Here is a 17,292-nt window from a genome sequence, read left to right on the forward strand (position 1 = left end):
GAATAAAGCCCAGGGATGGTTATCCCTGGGCATTACGCAAAGGACCGAACAGGATGTTCGACCACGCTTCGACAACCCGCTTCAGCCCACGATGGATCGTTGGCCTGATCGCACTGATCGTCTTCGCTCTTCCCGCTCACGCCGTGCAGGTACAGGACATCGTCCGCCTCAAGGGTGCGGAGAAGAACACGCTCGTCGGCATGGGCCTGGTCATCGGCCTCGACGGCACGGGCGATGGCGGCAAGTTCCTGCCCGCCATGCGGCCGCTGGCGGAAGTCATCGGCCAGTTGATCGACCCCAACGTGGTCGCTTCCGAATTGCAGGATGCACGCAACGTCGCATTGGTCGCACTCACTGCTGACCTCTCCGGCGCAGGCGTACGCGAAGGCGACCGTGTCGATGTGCATGTGGCTTCCGTGGGCCCGGCGCGAAGCCTTCGCGGCGGTCGACTGTTTCTCATTCCTATGACCGGCCCGATGCCCGGCTCGCCCGTCTTCGCGTTCGCGCAAGGTGCGGTTACTGTCGAAGATCGCAATACGCCGACGGTTGGCGTCGTTAAAAACGGTGCACAGCTCACCCGCGACATTATGGCCCGCTACTTCGACGAGCGGGGTCGGCTTACCCTCGTGCTCAACGATGCCAACGCATCATGGCCGGTCGCCAACAACCTTGCGTCACTGATCAACGGCCTGATCGCGCCCGACGGCCCGAACGTCGCCCGCGCTGTCGATCAGCGAAACGTTGTCGTTCAGGTCCCGCCCTACGAACGTGACGACCCCGCGGCTTTCATCAGCCAGATCCTTACCACCTACATGGACCCCAGCCAGGTCAGCACCGGCGCCCGCGTGGTCATCAACGAGCGCACCGGCACGATCGTCATATCCGGCGACGTGCAGGTCTCGCCCGTGATCATCTCGCATAAAGGTTTGACCATCACCACCGTCACGCCGCCGCCCGGTCAGCCGCAGTTCGAACCGGAAGTCACTGAAGAAAACTTCATCGCATTCGATCCCGAAAACCGTGCCGGCGCCAAGCTCGCCGACCTGCTCAACGCCTTCAATCAGTTGAAAGTGCCCGCCGAGGACCGCATCGCCATCCTTCGTCTGATGCATGAGTCCGGCAAGCTGCACGCCCAACTGATCGTGGAGTGAACCATGAACTTTGAATCCCTCAACATCACGCACACGCAAAGCCGAGCCCTGAGCGAAGCGAAGGGCCGGATGAACAACGACGTCGACGCGTCGCGCGACGAGCTTTTCGCGCCCGCCGCTGCCTTCGCAGCCGCACTCGGCGCGAAGCTCGACGATCGTCTCGACGAAACGTACGAACTCGACGAAGCCGCCACACGCGAACAGCGCGAGGCTGAGCAACTTCGCGAAGCGGCCGAGCAGCTTGTCGCCAGTGCGTTTGTGTTGCCGTTTCTTCAGCAGGTGCGCAGCGAGTCGTTGCGATCCGACCTGATGCACGGCGGCTTCGCGGAGGACGCCTTCGGCCAGCAGCTTGACACCCACCTGGCGGACAAGTTCGTCCAGAGCGGCAACTTCCCGCTCGTCGACGCTGTCGAACAGTACATGACCAAACGCGGCGGTCCGTCGCCTGACGCACTCGGACAGCAGTTGAACCTCCAAGGCTGATCACACGATGAACCAGACCACCCTCGACATCCCGACGCAGGACATCAACACTCTCGAAGCGACGTTGCAGCAGATGGTCGCCGCTCACGAGGCGATGCTGACCTTGCTCTCGCGCAAGCGTGATGCGCTTAGGCAGAACGATGCCGACGCACTTGCTCAGGTCGCAGCGTTGGAAAAGGAAAAGGTTGGCCGAATCACCGAGTTAGAGAAGCAGCGCTTCACGCTCGTCGGTCGAATTACGTTGATACTCGATCCAAAGGCCAACGCTCCGTTTCGCTTGGGTGAACTGGCGGACCGTCTGCCCGAGCCGGAGCGCGGGCGATTGCTCGTGCTTCGTCAGCAGTTGCGCGAGCGCATGCAGCAAGTTCGAGACTCGGTCTCCGTCGTCCGTCGCGCCAGCGAAACACTGATGAACCACGTGCAAGGCCTGGTCCAGTCCGTTGTGATGATGGCCAACGGACAGACCACTTACAGCCAGGCCGGCCATCAACCCACGCAACAGACCGCCATCCGGACGATCAACATCACCGCCTGACAGGAGCTCAGCCTGAGGCCCTAAGCCTCAAGCCCGCGAAACCATGAGCCTTGGCAACGCCCTCAACATCGGTCGATCCGGTCTGCTGAACTCGCAGACGGCGCTGCAAACGGTGGGTCACAACCTCACCAACGCGGCGACGCCGGGCTATCGCCGTCAATCAGTTGCGCTCCAGCCCGCCGGCTCGCAGCGGATCGACCAGGGCACGTTCGTCGGGCAGGGTGTACAGCTTCAGGCCATCACCCGTCAGATCAACGAAGCGTTGGAAAGCCGACTTCGCGGTGCAACGGCAGACGAGTCGAAGTCGGGTATTCAAGTCGACCTGTTCGCGCAGCTCGAAGCGATTCAAGGTGAATATGACAACGGGGCGCTGTCTGGCCAGCTCGGCGCGTTTTTCAACGCGTGGAGCAACCTGGCGAACAATCCGCAGGACACCGGCCTTCGCGCGCTGGTGACCGAGGAAGCCGAGGGGCTGATCCGTCTTATCGAAGGCCAGCATCAGGATCTGGTCGCGATGCGCACGCAGATCGACAAGACGGCCGGCGCTTCGGCTGAGCACATCAACGAACTGCTTGGCAAGATCGAGCAGCTGAACAGTCGTATCTCGCAAGCCGAGGCCGGCCAGGGTGGAGCGAACGACCTTCGCGACCAGCGCGACATGGCGCTGAGTGAACTGGCCCAGCACCTCGACATTTCCACCGTTGAACATGGCAACGGCAAGGTCGACGTGTTCGTCGGTTCCCTGCCGATCGTGATCGACGGGAAGAGCCGAGGCGTCGAACTGCACGAGCGCACCATCGACGGCGAGCCCGTCACGCAGCTTCGCGTCAAAGCAGACGGCAGCGCGCTCGACCTGCGCAGCGGCCAGCTTGGCGGCATGCTCGCGTTCCGCGACGGCGTGCTCGCCGAGGCGATCAACACGCTGGATACGTTTGCCCATCAGCTCATCGGGCAAGTCAACCACATTCACAGTCAGGGGCAGGGCACGTCGCTGTTCGATGAAGTGACCGGTACGACGAAGGTCAAAGACCCTGACGCGGTGCTTAACAGCGAAGCGGCCGGCCTCGCCTACCCGCCCGGCCACGGTTCGTTCCAACTGCACCTCACACAAAAATCCACCGGGCAGACCACCTCCCACACCATCGACCTCGATCTCGACGGCATAGACGGCGACGACATCACCTTCAACGACCTGGTCAGCCAGATCAACGACGTCGCCAACGTCAACGCTTCGATCACCAACGACGGCCGACTGCGCATTGCCACTGACACCGGCGACTTCCAGCTCAGCTTCAGCGACGACAGCTCCGGCGTGCTTGCCTCGCTGGGCATCAACACGTTTTTCACCGGCAGCAAGGCCCGCGACATCGGCGTCAACCCGACCATCCGCCAATCGCCCGGCCTGCTCGCGGTCGGACAGAACCACGAAGCGGGCGACAACAGCAACGCGCTCGCCATCGCCGACCTGCGCAAGCAGGGCGTCGACGCGCTCGGCGGCAACAGCCTCACCGAATACTGGAACCGTCACGTCGAGCAACTCGCAAGCCAGGCGTCGAACGCCCGCAATAAACTCGCTTCCGACCAGACGGTGCGTGAAAACCTCCAAACCCGCCAACAGTCGATCTCCGGCGTCAACATCGATGAGGAAGCCATCGACCTCATGCGCTACCAGAGCAGCTACCAGGCCAGCGCCCGCTTCCTAAGTGTCGTCGATGAAATGATGCGAACCCTCTTAGCCATGGTGTAACCCCCGGTCTCCCGAGCAAAACGATGTCCAGCATCCCTCCGAGCATGTTCCGCACCAGCACACAGATGCACTCCAACCAGGTGCTGTCAGTTTTGCGGCAGACCCAGTCGCAGATGCTCGACGCGGAACGCCAGATCGCGACCAACCAGAAGTACGGCCGACCGTCCGACGGCGCCGCCAAAGCCCCCGCTATCCTCCACCTCACCCAGCAACTCGCCGCGCGCGGTCAGTACGAACAGAACCTCGACCACGCGCTGGGCATGCTCGACATGACCGACGCCACGTTACGCGAGGTGAACACGCTGCTGCTGGACGCCAAGACCGGCGCGATGGGTGAGATCGGCATGGAGTCGAGCGCTGAAAGCCGAAAGGCCCAGGCCCTTGTGGTTGATTCGCAGATCAAGGCGATGGTCGACCTTGCTAACCAGAAGTATCAGAACATTCCGCTGTTTGGCGGTACGGCCGGCGGCGGCAAGCCCGTGTTTGAAGAGTTTCTCGGCGGCATCCGCTACACCGGCACGCAGAAGAACCTCAACGCCGACACCGGCAGCACATACGCGCAGCCGTTCAACAGCAACGGTGTGGACGCATTCGGGGCGCTCTCGTCGCGCGTGCAGTCGATGATCGACCTTCAGCCGCAGGCCTCGGCGGGCACGCGCGTCAAGGATGTCGCCGGCGCAACCAACCAGGGCGTGCGTACCGGCACGGTTCGCGTCAGTGTCAACGGTCAGAGCGTGGATGTTGACCTGAAAAACATCGACACGCTTGGCGATGTCACGAAGCGCATCAACAACGCTATCAATCAGCTCGACGCCGGAGCAGGCTCGCTGAACATCGCAGGCGATGGTTTCGAACTTGATGTTAACGGCGGCAATGACATCGTGATCGAAGACATCGGCGGCGGGAAAACGGCGGGCGACCTGGGCATCCGCCTCGATACGAACGACAACGTCGGCCCCAGCGTCAACCGGATGTTGAGCAATCGCACATCGTTGGCCGAGCTTGGTGCGGGCATCGACTGGGCTGGCGGGTTGCAGATCACGCACGGCGAGCAGACCAAGGTCGCCGACTTTTCCAACGCCCAGACGGTTGAAGATCTTAAGAACGTGATCGCGGACCTTGATCTCGGCCTTCGCCTGGAGATCAACAACGCGGGCACGGGGATGGACTTGGTCAGCGAGGTCAGCGGCATTTCGCTGTCGATCGGCGAGAACGGCGGCACGACCGCCAGCGATCTCGGCCTGACCACGCTCGGCAGCAACACCAGCCTCAGCGACTTCCGCAACGGCCAGGGTGTGGAAACGGTCAAAGGCGAAAATGACCTGCGCTTCACGCTCAGCGATGGCACGAGCTTTGACGTGAACCTTGATGGCGTGACGCAGGTCGGGGAGATGATCGCTCGCATCGAAGCCGCGGCCGACGTCGCGGGCGCGGGTGGTCAGTTCAGTGTCGGCTTCGCCGGGCAGGGCAACGGCATCGTGTTTCAGGACAACACCGGCGGCACGGACAACTTCAGCATTGCGGGCATCAACCAAAGCCAGGCCGCGAAGCATCTTGGCATTGAGCAAAGTGTCGCTGCGGGCGAAACGATCGACAGCGGCGACCAGGCGCAGGTGCGCGTTGACAGCATTTTTACGAATTTGATCGATTTGCGAAATGGTTTGGAGAAAAACAGTGACTCTGGCATCTCACTTGCTGGAGAGAGAGTAGAAGAAGATCTTGACCGCCTGACACAAGTGCGAGCACACGTCGGCGTCGAGGCAAAAAGGGTCGAACAGGACCAGAGTCGGTCGAAAGATCGCAAACTTTCTGAGCAGACGATGCTCAGCAACCTGCAGGAAACGGATATGACGGAAGTCATCACCAAATACGCGCAATTGCAGCATCAATGGCAGGCGTCGCTGCAGATCGGTGCGCAATCCATGCAGATGAGTCTATTGGATTTCTTGCGCTAGAAGGCGCAATGCTTGCGCGGCGGTGAGGTCAAGGCCAGCCCGACCCCACCGCCCTTGGAAGTCCGGCAGGATGCCGGGCCCCGTCAGATGGATCTGGCGGGTGTGTCACCAGGATGGATGGCTGGGAAGGATCGAATAGCCATGCGAATTGAAACTTCGCGGTTCGGCAGTGTTGAAGTGGACGAAGCCCGCACGATCCGTTTTACCAAGGGATTGCTCGGCTTCCCCGGGTACACGGACTACGTGCTTCTGGAAGCCGGCGACGAAAGCTACTTCTGGTGGCTGCAGTCAACGCAGTCGCCCGAGCTGGCGTTCGTCGTGACGGACCCGAGCCTGTTCGTGCCGACGTACCGCGTGCCGGTGCGTGAGCCGCAACTGGATGATCTCGGTGCCGGCTCGCCGGACGAGGTGCAGGTGTTCGTCATCGTCAACAAGCGAGACGGCATGTTGACCGGCAACCTGCAAGGCCCGTTGGTCGTGAGCGTGCACCAGCGCCTCGGCGAGCAGCTTGTCCTCTCCGACCGCCGATTCACGACACGCGTCCCGCTGATGGAACTGGCGGGCAAGGTGCGTGCGGCGAGTGCGTGAACAGGAAGAGGTTTCTGGTTGCTGGTTTCGGGTTTCTGGTTGGGCCTTTGTCGGCTTAACCAGAAACGAGAAACCAGGAGCCAGAAACCCATGAACGAAACCCGACGCACGGATGTGTCGGAAGCAAGGCCCAAGGAAGGAGCCGAGCATCATGCTGGTGCTATCCCGTCAACGGGACGAAACAATCATGATTGGCGACGAGGTGGAAATCACCATCGTCGACATTCGAGGTGACAAGGTGCGACTGGGCATCACCGCTCCGCGGGCGATCCAGGTGCACCGCAAAGAGGTGTATGAAGCGATCCGACGTGAAAATGCCGACGCCGCTCGCGTGCAGGTGGAAGACCTGCGTGATATGGATCGGCAGCTACAAGACAACCACCGACGAAGGCCGGGCGAGACCAACGGCGCCCACCGTCGATCGGTGAACCCATAAACCCTGGCGGCATGAGCCGCATCGTCGTATCGCCGGCCTGAAGGAGTCTGAGCCGGCAATGAGCATGGATTACAGGCGACAATCAAGGAGGATTGTCCAATGTCACGAATCAACACAAATGTTTCCGCTCTGATTGCCCGACATAACCTGGAACGGTCCAACAACGACCTGTCCACACGTCTGCAGCGATTGAGCACGGGGCTCAAGATCAATCGCGGCGCTGACGACCCGGCGGGTCTGATCGTCTCCGAACGACTGCGAAACGAAATCGCCGGCGTCACGAAGTCGATCGACAACGTCGAACGCGCCAGCAACGTCATCGCCACCACTGAAGCCGCCTTGCAGGAAATCAACAACCTGCTCGTCGACATCAAGGGCCTTTCCATTGAAGCCGCCAACACTGGCGCCTTCTCCAGGGAAGAGGTCGAGGCGAACCAGTTGCAGATTGACTCGGCCATCGAGTCGATCAGCCGCATCGCCAACACCACCAGTTTCGCTGGGCTCAAGCTGCTCAACGGCTCGCTGGACTACATCACCGAGAACGTCACGACGTCGCAGATGACCGATGTACGCGTTTACAGCGCGAACTTCGGCAAGAACGACAGCGTGCCGGTCAACGTCGAAGTGCTCAACTCCGCCCAGCGCGGCGAGTTGATCATTGATGGCGATGACGGCGGTGTCGCCGCCGGGGCCCTCTCCGCTGCTGTGACCTTCGAGGTCCAGGGTAAAAACGGCGTGGAGGTATTCACCTTTGCCAGCGGCACGACACTCTCTGCCATGTCCCGTGCGATCAACGCAGTGACGGACTCGACGGGTGTTTCCGCCGCCTTGGTCAATCCAGCCGACCACACGGATGGCCTGCGCCTGACGACCACCGCGTTCGGTTCGGATGAGTTCGTCGCGGTTCGCAAGGTCGAAGGCGGCGAAAACTTCCAGACCTACGACACCGCCGGCGCCGCCACTGCTCGGCAGTCCGGCGACGACGTGGTCGCCCTGGTCAATGGCAACCTCGCTGTGGGCAAGGGGCTCAATGTGAGCCTGCGAAACCCCGCGCTCAACCTCGAGTTTACGCTCAGCGAAGGCGCAGCCCAGACAGTCGGCGAACAGTACGAGTTCGATATCACCGGCGGCGGGGCGACCTATCAGCTCGGCCCGCAGGTGAACACCCAGCAACAGGCCGGCTTCGGCATCCAGTCCGTCGCCGCGTCGCAACTGGGCAACAGCTTGGTGGGCTTCCTCAGCTCCGTTCGCTCTGGCGGTGCAAACGCGCTGACCAAGGGTGGCGACGCCGCGAAGCAGGCCGCCAACGTGGTCAACATCGTCGACACGGCCACGAACCAGATCTCCACCTTGCGTGGCCGACTCGGCGCGTTCGAACGCAACACGCTGCAAACCACGATGCGAAGTTCGCAGATTGCGCTTGAGAACCTCACCGCTTCGGAAAGCTCCATCCGCGATACGGACTTTGCCGAGGAGACCGCGATGATGACTCGTGCCCAGATTCTCCAGCAGGCGGGCACATCGACGCTCGCGATGGCGAACAACACGGCATCGAGCGTGCTGTCGCTGTTGGGCTGATTGGCAAGGTAACAAGGTAATCGGTTCGTAGTTGTCGAAAATGATGGGATCAATTGGTAAAGCCCACGGATGGCCATCCGTGGGCTTTATCGGTTGGTTGTTGTCGTGCGACGACCTTGTTGTCAATGGACTGTGAATGATCCGGGCTAATGCGACGCGAGCGGTTCGGTGAGGGTGAGGTGGAGGTTGTCGTATGCGAGGTGGACGTTGTCGGGCAGGCGGTCTTCCAGATCGGCGTGGCGAATGTCGTGCGCGATGTGGGTGAGGTAGGCCTGCTTCGGGCGGAGGTGGTTGATCAGGTCGAGCGCCTGTTCGACGGTGAGGTGCGTGGGGTGATGACGGTAGCGTAAGGCGTCGAGGATGAGCACGTCGAGGTCCGTGACGTGCGGAAGCGTTTCGGGGGGGATGGTGGAGACATCGGTGCAGTAGGCGACGCGTCGGCCGTGGTAGTCGATGTGATAGCCGACGATGGGCAGTCGGCCGTGCATGAGGCGGAGGGGGGTCCACGTCGCGCCGTAGAGGTCGAGCGGTTGTTCGACGGTGATGGGGCGGGTGATGAGATTGGCGACGAATGAGGGGTTGACGTTTTTGTGTGATGCGAAGATGTGAGGGAACATGCGCTGGAGCGTTTGGATGACGCCTGGCTCGGCGTAGATGTCGAGCGGGGCGCGCATGACGGCGTTGAATCGGCGAAGGTCGTCGATGCCGAAGATGTGGTCAGCGTGGGCGTGGGTGTAGAGCACGCCGTCGAGTCGATCGAGTCGGTGGTGCACCGCCTGGAGGCGGATCTCGGGAGCGGTGTCGATGAGCAACTGACGGGTAGGCGGCGCGGCGTCTTCGTCGGTCGCGGCGTCGGGGTACCGTACGAGGATGCTGCAGCGGCTTCGCTGGTCGCGGGGGTCGTCGGAGCGGCAGACTTCGCAGTCGCAGCCGATCATGGGGATGCCGGCGCTGGTGCCGGTGCCGAGGAACAGCAGTTCGATTGACATGTTGGCGATTGTAGAAAATCGGCACGTGTAGCGGGCGCGATCCGTGCGGGCTGGCCGGTTTACCCGCGGGCTTGGGGGCGTGTCGCAGGGCGGGGGAAGCCCCAGGCGGCGGCGAGGGCGTCGGCGGCGAGCTCGGGGTCTTCGTCAGGCCAGCGGCCGGCGTTGCGAAGGTGGGCGTGGGCCAACTCGTGCGCGATCAGCCAGTGGACAAACGGCCGCGGCCGACGGGCGAGCGTGCGCTTGAGCACGACGCTGCGGCTGCAGCTGTCCCGCGACGGGGCGGACATCGGCACGCTGACGCCTTCGCCGGTGGTCGGGTCATAATCGCAGAGCATGAAGGCGGGGTCGTCCATGAGGTCTCGCTGCACGGTTTCGGGCAGGGCGCGGACGACGTGGGCGGTTTCGCCATGGATGAACCGGTCGAGTGCGAACCGATCGAGCCAACGGTCGACGGGGCAGGGGGAAGTTCCAAGTCCTGCGTTTCGCGTTTCGTATTGTTTCGGGTGGTCGCTCATGGCAAAAGGGCAAGCCGGCAGTTCAGGAACCGGAGATCAGGCTCGTGGTGGCGATCGCGGGCAGGTCGAGGTCGGCGTGCTCGCCCCGTTGATGATAGTCGAAGGCGAGGCCGGCGATCATGGCAGCGTTGTCGATGCAGTACGTCATGGCGGGCAGGTGCACGGTGACACCCCGTTTTTCGCCGAGCTCGGCCACGCGTTCGCGGAGCAGCGAGTTGGCGCTGACGCCGCCGCCGACGAGCAGGGCGTGCGGCGGCTGGCCGAGGGCAGCCATGTGATCGAGGGCGCGGTTGAGCTTGGTGATGAGCACGTCGACCACGGCCTGCTGGAATGAGGCTGCGAGGTCGCGGCGCTGCGGGTCGGTGAGGTCGTCGGCGGAGCGTTCGAAGCGAGCCTGTTTGCCTCGGCCCGACGGTCGGCCGCGAACGGTGTAGAGCAGGGCGGTCTTCAGGCCGGAGAACGAGAAGTCGACACTGTCGCGGGCGAGCAGCGAACGGGGCAGGTCGCAGGCGGCGGGGTTGCCCTGGCGGGCGGCGCGGTCGACGGCGGGTCCGCCGGGATAGCCGAGTTGGAGGATGACGGCAGCCTTGTCGTAGGCTTCGCCGACGGCGTCGTCGATGGTGCTGCCGAGCAGGGTCTGCTCGCTGGGGGATTGCATGGCGTAGAGGGAGGTGTGGCCGCCGGAGACGACGAAGCCGAGGGCGGGGAAAACCGGTTTCTGGTCTCTGGTTTCCGGTTTCTGGTTTTCCGTGAGCAAAGGGGCGTGGAGGTGGGCCTGGACGTGGTCGATGGCGATCAGTGGTTTGCCGGTGGCCCAGGCGAGGCTTTGGGCGGCGCTGACGCCGACGACCAGCGAACCGATGAGCCCCGGTCGGTTACCCACGGCGATGGCGTCGATCTGGTCAAGCTTGACGCCTGCTTCGTTGAGCGCGGCTCGCAGGACGGGCTCGATGCTCTCGAGGTGTGCCCTGCTGGCGATTTCCGGCACGACGCCGCCGTAGCGTTCGTGCAGGTCATGCTGTGAGGCGATGACGTTCGACCGCACCACCCGGCCGTCTTCGACGACGGCGGCCGCGGTTTCGTCACAGCTCGTCTCAATGCCAAGAATCAGCGTCACTGTTCCACCGGCTCCAGCTCTTCGGGCTGGCGTTCTTCGATGGCGGGCTCGTCGCCTTCGTCGAGCAGTTCGCCGGCGTCGCCTTCGATGGCGGCGGTCTCGTCGCCGGGCTTCCATTCGCCGGCGTCGATGCGGTCCATCTCACTTTCCAACTGGGATAGGCGATCGCGCAAGGCTTGTCGCTGCTGCTCAAGCGTCTGGCGTCGGCTGGCGGCGATCAGCTCGTCCACGCCGGACTCACCGACGCTGGGCCAGTCGCCGGTGTCGAGCTTGCCGAGCATGGCCCGCAATGCCGCGGCGAGCTGCATGTCTTTGAGCTGCTCTTCAATGGTTTCCGGTGTGACGGCGCCGTTTTCCCGGTTGCCGTTGTCGCGGAGCACGCGGTCGCCGTCGCGGCGGATTTCCAGCATCTCGCGCATCTGTTCGGGCGACATCGGCACGTACGAGCCTTCGGTGGGGTCGACGCCCCAGAGGTCCGAGTCGTCCCGGCGGTGGATCAGCCGGCCGGAGGGCACGTAGTAGTAGGCATTGGTCATCTTCAACGCCCCGCGGCCGCCTTCGAGCATGCGGACCTGCTGGACGCTGCCCTTGCCGAACGTCCGGGCGCCGACGAACAGGGCGCGGTCGTTGTCCTGCAACGCACCGGTGACGATTTCCGCTGCGGAGGCGCTGCTTTCGTTGGCCAACACGACGATGGGGATGTCCTCATTGACCAGCGGGGCGGTGCGGGCGGCGAACTCCTGACGGGAGACGGATCGGCCCTCGACCGAGGCGATCGGCGAGCCCTGGGGCAGGAACATATCACTGACTTCCACAGCCGACTCAAGCAGGCCGCCCGGGTTGAACCGCATGTCCAGCACGAGGCCGCGCATTTCCTGCTCGTTGAGCTGTTGCAGGGCGGTTCGCAGCTCGCCGGCGGTTCGCTCGGTGAACTGGGTGAGGCGGAGATAGCCGATGCGGTTGTCGCGGTCGACGAACAGTTCGTACTGCTGGTCGGTATCGCGTCGGAAACCGCGGACGGTCTGGATGTTGATCACGTCGCGGGTGATGGTGATGTCCTGCTCTTCGCCGGACTCGTGGCGGACGCGGATGTTGACATCCGTGCCGGCTTCGCCGGTGAGCTTGCGGACGGCTTCGGTGAGGCTCATGCCGAGCGTGGATTCGCCGTCGATTTCAAGGACCATGTCTCCCGCCATGACGCCGGCCTCCCACGCGGGGGAGTCTTCGAGGGGGGTGACAATGCGCAGGCGGTTTTCGTGCAGGTCGACTTCCGCGCCGATGCCGGAGAACGTGCCGCGAACCTGGCGGTCGAAGCCTTCGAGGTCTTCGGTGGTGAGGAAGCTGGTGTGTGGGTCGTTGAGCGAGTCGATCATGCCGCGGACGGCGGCCTCGATCAGGGCCTGCTGGTCCGGCTCGTCGACGTAGCCTTGCATCAGCTCGTGGCGGATGTCCACCAGCAAATCGAGCTGGTCGAAGACACTGTTGGGCCGGGCCCAGGAGGTCGTCAGCGCGAAAAGAAACGCACTCACGACAGTAAGAACGACCATTTGGGCGGTGATCCGGGTTTTCATCAACATCTCGCTTTGTATAGCTGAGGCGGAAGCACGTATCGGTAAAGTGCTACGGTCAATTCTAGAGTCGCGTTCGAAGTCCTTCAAAAAGAACCTTTGGGGGGTGGGCTCCACGGATTCGCTCCGCTACATCCGTGGGCTTTATTGGGGCAGGTTTTTGAGGGCTGGGGTGCTCCGGATTGACGCCCGGCTTGACCTTGTCGCAGGCGGGGCCGATACTTGGCATCTTACAGGCCAATCCGGGTTCGAGGCGTCCGCCGGTCCTTTGCTATCCGTTCGACGGAGTGACAATCGCATGAGTCATGTTTCCAGTCGCTGGCTGTTCCTGTTGCCGATGCTTTTCGCGTTGACGTTGACCGCCTGCGGGGCGACAGAGCGTACGGAGGGTGAGGATCGGCCTGAACCTCGTCGATCGGGGCTGCTGGTGGACCCCGCCGAGGCCGAGCGCGTGGGCTACGCGGTGAACTGGATCGCCAGCGTCGACGTGCCCAGCCGTCAGCGGATCATCGCCGCGACGCTGCTGGATGACCTGATTATTACGCTCGAACGCCCGACGAACATGATCTCGGCGGTGTCGGTCAGCGACGGTCGGCCGGTCTGGCGCCGCGTGGCCGACCGCAGCCCGGACCCGTTCTTTCGGCCGACACGACGCGATGACCGCATCTTCATCAACTCGGCTTCGCAGTTGCTGATGATTGACGTCCGCACGGGCAACATCGTCAACGTGGTGGAACTGCCCGTTGCGGTCGACGCGCCGCACACCATCGTGCAAGGCCGAGCCGTCTTCGGCGGCGTGGACGGCCGAGTGTTCGCCATCGACCTGGATACGGGGCAGATCCGCTGGAATCGACAGCTCAGCGGCCGAGTGACCGCAGCGCCGGCGGATGCGGACGACGCGACTGTCGTCGGGGATGACGCCGGGCGATACGCCATGTTCGACGCGCAAAGCGGGTCAATGCTGTGGGAAGGCCGAACCTTCGGCCGAAACAGCGCGACCGCCGCGGTGGACGAAGACACGGTGTACATCGCCTCGCGTGACCAGGCTTTGTATGCACTGAGCCGATCGACCGGGCGCGACCGCTGGGTCTATCGCGACACCGTGCCGCTGGAGTGGGACCCGAAGCTGATCGGCCCGACGCTGTTCGTGCCGGTGATCGGCGACGGTCGGCTGGTGGCGCTGGACATCGAGCAGGGCGACGTCCGCTGGACGTACGAGGGCGTGGCGATTCCGCTGGCGACGCCGCGTGAGGATCGCATCCTGCTCGCGACGCCGACCGAGTTGAAGGTGGTCCGGCATGGTGATGGCCGCGAGCTTGCCGACGCGCGGACCCGCCGACTGGTGACCGTGCTCTCCGGGCCGGGCAACAGCCTGGTGCTTGTGGCGAGCAACGGCGACATGAGCCGACTCAACCCGCGCCGCTGAGGGGCGCGATGTGTGGTTGACCCCGTTATTTCGATTGACCTGACTGCCGGACAAATATGAGCGATACGATTGCGATCAAGACGGCCCTGCTCTCGGTGAGCGATAAGACGGATCTTGTGGCGTTTGCCCGCCGACTCGTGCGGCATGACGTGAAGCTGATTTCCACTGGCGGCACGGCACGCACGCTTGTCGAAGCCGGCTTTGACATCACGCCCATCGATCACGTCACCGGTTTCCCCGAAATGATGGACGGCCGGGTCAAGACGCTGCACCCGAAAGTGCACGGCGGCCTGCTGGCCCGCCGCGACAAGCCCGAGCACGTCGCGGCGATGGAGCAGCACGGCATCGCCGCGATCGACCTGGTCTGCGTCAACCTCTACCCCTTCGAGCAGACCGTGGCGAAGGAAGGCGTTACGGACGATGACGCGATCGAGAACATCGACATCGGCGGGCCGACGCTGATTCGCAGCTCGGCCAAAAATCATCAGTTTGTCACCTGCGTCACCAGTCCGAAGCAGTATGACACGGTGTGTAACGATCTTGATTCGCATGAGGGCGCGACGACACTCGCGCTTCGCAGGCAGCTTGCCGCGGCGGCGTTCAGCCGTACCGCCGAGTATGACACGGCGATTTCGCGCTGGATGAGCGGGCGGTGGTAGGAGGCGGGGGATGGTGTTGCGCTGCGTTTTAAGTCGGGGTATTGGCGGCGTCATTCCCGCCGATGCTTGATCGGATAAAATTCTCACCATGCGTCAGTTCCCCCCCGGTGACACGGAAACATCGTCCCAGGCCGCTCGGCCGCGCTTGGAGCGTCGGCTGTTGTCGCGTCGTCGGCGGATGGCCCGGCGGACGGTGGCGGTGCTGCCGACGCTGTTTACGCTGGGCAACCTGCTTGCCGGGTTCGCCGCGATCTTCATTGCCTCCCGGCAGGCGGACGCGCAATTGCCGTTTGGCTGGACGCCGGTGATGTTCGCTGCTGTGTGCATCTTCATCGGCATGGTGTTTGACGGGCTCGACGGCCGCATCGCCCGGTTGACGCGCAGCTCCAGCGAGTTGGGCGAACAGCTCGATTCGATGGCGGACATGGTCACGTTCGGCGTCGCGCCCGCATTCGTGGCGATTCAGCTCGTCGGCGTCGGCGTACCGTTCATGTCGGAAACCGTTGCAGGCGATCGGCTGTTCGACCGGATCGCGCTGGTGGCCGGCTGCATTTATGTCGTCTGTGCCGCGCTGCGGCTGGCGCGGTTCAATGTGGAACTGGAAGCGGACACGGAGTCGGACCACAACAGCTTCCGCGGCCTGCCCTCGCCTGGTGCGGCGGGGACGGTGGCGAGCGTGGTGCTGCTGCATCAGTATTTCCTGGCGCGTGAGGCGAGCGATCACTGGACGGTCAACCTCGCGGCGTTCGGAATGGTGGGGCTGATGTTGCTTGTGTCTTTCGCGATGGTGAGCAACGTCCGCTACGTGCATGTCATGAACCGCTGGGTGCGCGGCCGGGCGAAGGTCAGCACGCTGGCCAAGGCGATCATCGTCGCGCTGCTGCTGGTGGTGCACTGGCAGGGTGCGCTCGCAGCGGCGTTCGCGCTGTATGCGATCTCAGCGCCAGCGGCGAGCCTGTATCGGCGGGTGTTCGACACCGAGCCGCCGATCATCGGCGCGACGGGTGGCGGGCATGCGGCCGGCCATGCTCAAGATGACTGAATCGCGGCGTCGGGTGCTTCGACGAAGGCGTGGTAGACGGCGCGCATCGCCGGCTCGAAGTCTTCGACCGCAACGCCAACGATGATGTTCAGTTCGCTCGAGCCCTGGTCAATCATGCGGATGTTGACGTTGGCCTCGGCGAGCGCGGTGAAGAGCCGAGCGGCCATGCCGGGCGTGTGCGCCATGCCTCGGCCGACGGTCGCGAGCAGGGCCATTTCGGGGTAGACCTCGATGGCGTCCGGCTCGGTTTCGTTCTTCAGGGCTTCGATCACATCATCCAGCTTGCCGTCGAGCTGATCGTCGGAAATCACCAGCGACATCGTGTCAATGCCCGAAGGCAGATGCTCGAAATTGACATTATTGCGTTCGAGCACGCTAAGCACGCGTCGGCCGAAGCCGAGTTCGGCGTTCATGAGCGCTTTTTCGAGTGCGATGACGGTGAAGTCGCGTCGGCCGGCGAGGCCGGTGATGGCACCGGCGTGGGCGACGGGCTGTGCCTCGGAGACGATCATCGTGCCCGGGTCGTTCGGAGCGTTGGTGTTGCGGATGTTGACGGGGATGCCGGCGTTGCGGACGGGGAAGATGGCCTCGTCGTGCAGGACGGTGGCGCCCATGTAGGCGAGCTCGCGCAGCTCGCGGTAGGTGATCGTGTCGATCGTGCGTGGCCGATCGACCACGCGGGGGTCTGCCATGAGCAGGCCGGTGACGTCGGTCCAGTTTTCGTAGAGGTTGGCGTTGACGCCGCGGGCGAGGATGGCGCCGGTGACGTCGGAGCCGCCTCGAGAGAAGGTTTTGACCTGTCCGTCGTGGCCGAGCCCGTAGAAGCCGGGCACAACGGCGTGCTCAAGGTCGCCGAGGCGGCGGGCGAGGGTGCTGTAGGTTTTGGATTCGTCGAGCCTGCCGCGGCGGTCGAAGAAGATTAACTCCGTCGGGTCGACGAAGGGCCAGCCGAGCAGCTCGGCGATGATGCGGCCGTTGAGATACTCGCCCCGGCTGGCGGCGTAGTCGGCGGACGCCCCGTCGCGGGCGAGGTCGGCAAGGGTCTGGCGGATCGTGTCGAACTCGGCGTCGAGGTCGAGGCTGACCTTCAACTCGCGGGCGATGGTGGTGAATCGCTCGGCGACAATGCTGAACACCTCGTTGAACGGCACGCCCTGGCGGGCATGTTCGTGGCAGAGGTAGAGCAGGTCGGTGATCTTCTGATCGTCGGCGTGTCGCTTGCCGGGGGCGGAGGGGACGACGTAGCGGCGGCCGGGCTCGGCGTCGACAATGGCGCGGACCTTGGCGATCTGGCTGGCGTCGGCGAGGCTTGTGCCGCCGAACTTGCAGATTCGGGTGTTCATGGCAATCTCGTGTGCAGGGGCGTTTTTATGGAAGAAACGGCCAATGTACCGCAGGGACGGACGGTTCGCCACGGGTTGAAGGCGCGTGGAAGAGGTCTGATTTGAAAATTTGCGGCTCAGGCTGGTTTGACAAGGGGGAAAGCCCGGTTAAACTACTCGG

General features: G+C 63.4%; 15 protein-coding genes and 1 pseudogene. 11 read left to right on the top strand and 5 right to left on the bottom strand.

The window, feature by feature from the left end; all coding sequences use genetic code 11:
* The first annotated feature begins 53 nt into the window (after positions 1-53).
* The 8 genes from ACERK3_11970 (at position 54) to ACERK3_12005 (ending at position 8,473) form a co-directional block, all read left to right on the top strand.
* Entirely contained in the window at positions 54-1,151 is a 1,098-nt protein-coding gene (locus ACERK3_11970; GenBank protein ID MFA9479002.1) for a flagellar basal body P-ring protein FlgI, read from the top strand.
* A 3-nt stretch (positions 1,152-1,154) separates the two neighbouring features.
* A complete protein-coding gene (locus ACERK3_11975) occupies positions 1,155-1,634 on the top strand; it encodes a hypothetical protein (GenBank protein ID MFA9479003.1) in 480 nt (159 codons plus the stop codon).
* A gap of 7 nt (positions 1,635-1,641) precedes the next feature.
* A complete protein-coding gene (locus ACERK3_11980) occupies positions 1,642-2,169 on the top strand; it encodes a flagellar protein FlgN (GenBank protein ID MFA9479004.1) in 528 nt (175 codons plus the stop codon).
* Between the two features lie 43 nt (positions 2,170-2,212).
* The gene (flgK, locus tag ACERK3_11985; protein ID MFA9479005.1) at positions 2,213-3,916 is read left to right on the top strand and encodes a flagellar hook-associated protein FlgK; all 1,704 of its coding nucleotides are present in this window, start codon (positions 2,213-2,215) and stop codon (positions 3,914-3,916) included.
* 23 nt (positions 3,917-3,939) lie between these two features.
* On the top strand, positions 3,940-5,871 hold the full coding sequence (locus ACERK3_11990) for a flagellin (protein MFA9479006.1): 1,932 nt from the start codon (positions 3,940-3,942) through the stop codon (positions 5,869-5,871).
* A 141-nt stretch (positions 5,872-6,012) separates the two neighbouring features.
* Entirely contained in the window at positions 6,013-6,459 is a 447-nt protein-coding gene (fliW, locus tag ACERK3_11995; protein ID MFA9479007.1) for a flagellar assembly protein FliW, read from the top strand.
* Between the two features lie 151 nt (positions 6,460-6,610).
* Positions 6,611-6,895 carry a carbon storage regulator CsrA gene (gene csrA / locus ACERK3_12000; protein MFA9479008.1) on the top strand — a complete coding sequence of 95 codons (285 nt, stop codon included), beginning with the start codon at positions 6,611-6,613 and terminating at the stop codon, positions 6,893-6,895.
* Between the two features lie 99 nt (positions 6,896-6,994).
* On the top strand, positions 6,995-8,473 hold the full coding sequence (locus tag ACERK3_12005) for a flagellin (GenBank protein ID MFA9479009.1): 1,479 nt from the start codon (positions 6,995-6,997) through the stop codon (positions 8,471-8,473).
* A 146-nt stretch (positions 8,474-8,619) separates the two neighbouring features.
* On the opposite strand, the gene ACERK3_12010 is transcribed toward ACERK3_12005, so the two are convergent.
* Genes ACERK3_12010 through ACERK3_12025 form a run of 4 tightly spaced genes read right to left on the bottom strand, consistent with a single transcriptional unit; the run spans position 8,620 to position 12,665 of the window.
* Positions 8,620-9,462, bottom strand: a complete 843-nt coding sequence (locus tag ACERK3_12010; GenBank protein MFA9479010.1) for an MBL fold metallo-hydrolase — start codon at positions 9,460-9,462, stop codon at positions 8,620-8,622.
* A 59-nt stretch (positions 9,463-9,521) separates the two neighbouring features.
* Positions 9,522-9,977 carry a hypothetical protein gene (locus tag ACERK3_12015; GenBank protein MFA9479011.1) on the bottom strand — a complete coding sequence of 152 codons (456 nt, stop codon included), beginning with the start codon at positions 9,975-9,977 and terminating at the stop codon, positions 9,522-9,524.
* 22 nt (positions 9,978-9,999) lie between these two features.
* Positions 10,000-11,094 carry a tRNA (adenosine(37)-N6)-threonylcarbamoyltransferase complex transferase subunit TsaD gene (gene tsaD / locus ACERK3_12020; GenBank protein ID MFA9479012.1) on the bottom strand — a complete coding sequence of 365 codons (1,095 nt, stop codon included), beginning with the start codon at positions 11,092-11,094 and terminating at the stop codon, positions 10,000-10,002.
* Positions 11,091-12,665 carry a S41 family peptidase gene (locus tag ACERK3_12025; protein ID MFA9479013.1) on the bottom strand — a complete coding sequence of 525 codons (1,575 nt, stop codon included), beginning with the start codon at positions 12,663-12,665 and terminating at the stop codon, positions 11,091-11,093. Before ACERK3_12025 ends, tsaD begins: the two co-directional genes overlap by 4 nt.
* 295 nt (positions 12,666-12,960) lie before the next feature.
* On the opposite strand from ACERK3_12025, the gene ACERK3_12030 reads away from it, so the two are divergent.
* The 3 genes and pseudogenes from ACERK3_12030 to ACERK3_12040 all read left to right on the top strand — a co-directional run bounded on the left by ACERK3_12030 (position 12,961) and on the right by ACERK3_12040 (position 15,789).
* Entirely contained in the window at positions 12,961-14,088 is a 1,128-nt protein-coding gene (locus ACERK3_12030; GenBank protein MFA9479014.1) for a PQQ-binding-like beta-propeller repeat protein, read from the top strand.
* Positions 14,089-14,144: 56 nt separating this feature from the next.
* Positions 14,145-14,735, top strand: a pseudogene (gene purH, locus ACERK3_12035) (bifunctional phosphoribosylaminoimidazolecarboxamide formyltransferase/IMP cyclohydrolase).
* Between the two features lie 100 nt (positions 14,736-14,835).
* A complete protein-coding gene (locus ACERK3_12040; protein MFA9479015.1) occupies positions 14,836-15,789 on the top strand; it encodes a phosphatidylcholine/phosphatidylserine synthase in 954 nt (317 codons plus the stop codon).
* Here the strand turns inward: ACERK3_12040 and ACERK3_12045 are convergent.
* Positions 15,777-17,132: an aspartate kinase gene (locus ACERK3_12045; GenBank protein ID MFA9479016.1), complete on the bottom strand. Its 1,356-nt coding sequence runs from the start codon at positions 17,130-17,132 to the stop codon at positions 15,777-15,779. The two genes, ACERK3_12040 and ACERK3_12045, sit on opposite strands and share 13 nt — an antisense overlap.
* Positions 17,133-17,292 lie beyond the last annotated feature (160 nt).

Source organism: Phycisphaerales bacterium AB-hyl4 (genome assembly GCA_041821185.1).
GTDB classification, from domain to species: Bacteria; Planctomycetota; Phycisphaerae; order Phycisphaerales; family Phycisphaeraceae; genus Natronomicrosphaera; species Natronomicrosphaera hydrolytica.

What these genes read in the sequence shown, in the direction of transcription:
- ACERK3_11970 (MFA9479002.1), top strand. Translation starts at nt 54, where the DNA reads ATGTTCGACCACGCTTCGACAACCCGCTTCAGCCCACGATGGATCGTT.
- ACERK3_11975 (MFA9479003.1), top strand. Translation starts at nt 1,155, where the DNA reads ATGAACTTTGAATCCCTCAACATCACGCACACGCAAAGCCGAGCCCTG.
- ACERK3_11980 (MFA9479004.1), top strand. Translation starts at nt 1,642, where the DNA reads ATGAACCAGACCACCCTCGACATCCCGACGCAGGACATCAACACTCTC.
- flgK (MFA9479005.1), top strand. Translation starts at nt 2,213, where the DNA reads ATGAGCCTTGGCAACGCCCTCAACATCGGTCGATCCGGTCTGCTGAAC.
- ACERK3_11990 (MFA9479006.1), top strand. Translation starts at nt 3,940, where the DNA reads ATGTCCAGCATCCCTCCGAGCATGTTCCGCACCAGCACACAGATGCAC.
- fliW (MFA9479007.1), top strand. Translation starts at nt 6,013, where the DNA reads ATGCGAATTGAAACTTCGCGGTTCGGCAGTGTTGAAGTGGACGAAGCC.
- csrA (MFA9479008.1), top strand. Translation starts at nt 6,611, where the DNA reads ATGCTGGTGCTATCCCGTCAACGGGACGAAACAATCATGATTGGCGAC.
- ACERK3_12005 (MFA9479009.1), top strand. Translation starts at nt 6,995, where the DNA reads ATGTCACGAATCAACACAAATGTTTCCGCTCTGATTGCCCGACATAAC.
- ACERK3_12010 (MFA9479010.1), bottom strand. Translation starts at nt 9,462, where the DNA reads ATGTCAATCGAACTGCTGTTCCTCGGCACCGGCACCAGCGCCGGCATC.
- ACERK3_12015 (MFA9479011.1), bottom strand. Translation starts at nt 9,977, where the DNA reads ATGAGCGACCACCCGAAACAATACGAAACGCGAAACGCAGGACTTGGA.
- ACERK3_12025 (MFA9479013.1), bottom strand. Translation starts at nt 12,665, where the DNA reads ATGAAAACCCGGATCACCGCCCAAATGGTCGTTCTTACTGTCGTGAGT.
- ACERK3_12030 (MFA9479014.1), top strand. Translation starts at nt 12,961, where the DNA reads ATGAGTCATGTTTCCAGTCGCTGGCTGTTCCTGTTGCCGATGCTTTTC.
- ACERK3_12040 (MFA9479015.1), top strand. Translation starts at nt 14,836, where the DNA reads ATGCGTCAGTTCCCCCCCGGTGACACGGAAACATCGTCCCAGGCCGCT.
- ACERK3_12045 (MFA9479016.1), bottom strand. Translation starts at nt 17,132, where the DNA reads ATGAACACCCGAATCTGCAAGTTCGGCGGCACAAGCCTCGCCGACGCC.